Source organism: Proteiniphilum sp. UBA5463 (assembly GCF_002427225.1).
GTDB classification, from domain to species: Bacteria; Bacteroidota; Bacteroidia; order Bacteroidales; family Dysgonomonadaceae; genus Proteiniphilum; species Proteiniphilum propionicum.
In genome coordinates, this window is record NZ_DIQL01000037.1 from 1,130 (window position 1) to 1,831 (window position 702).

General features: G+C 47.3%; 1 protein-coding gene. It reads right to left on the minus strand.

Going from position 1 to position 702, the window contains the following annotated elements; genetic code table 11:
- Positions 1-702: sodium:solute symporter family transporter (locus B3B27_RS05990; protein WP_414703315.1), on the minus strand; the 702-nt coding region annotated here is incomplete at both ends.

A 702-nucleotide genomic window follows, 5' to 3' on the forward strand; every position in this document is an offset into this window, starting at 1 on the left:
GGTTACCAACCCCATGACTACGATAGAGAGATAAATATCGAACCCTGTCACCGCATTCAGTGCCAGTGCCGGCAAAAACAGCACAATGGCAATGCGGCTCACCATAAAGATAACAAACAGGGCAGAAGCCAGCCATCTTGTGGAGCGGTTGAAGCGTTTCTCCAGGTATTCGTAAGCAGTACCCAACCGGAAGCGGGTAAAGAAAGGAAGAAAATAACGAATGACCACCGGGACAATGAGAATGATGCAGATATTAAAGACAAGCATACGCCAGTCGGTTGCATAAGTCTTTGCAGGTATCGACAGGAATGTAATAGCACTCAGCGTTGTGGCAAAAATACTGATTCCCGCGGCCCACCAGGGAATGCGTCCGCTCGCTTTGAAGAAATCCTCGGTATTCTCATTTCGTTTCATGAAGTAGAAGCCCATCAGCAGCATTCCTCCAAAATAGAGGATAAGCACCAGGTAGTTGATCCATCCGAAAGAGGGTTGTGAGGTATAATAAAGCTGCGTGATGAGGGGGGAACGCACTCCGGGGCGAATTTCCCCGCTGGCAATATAGACATTCTTCCCGTCGGATACATCCGATGTGACAGCCACGGGAGGATTCACAGTTTTTCCTGCTTCAAACCATGTATCGGTGATGGTATTGTAGATCAATATCTTGTTATGAAATCCCGTATGATGTATCCACAAACTATC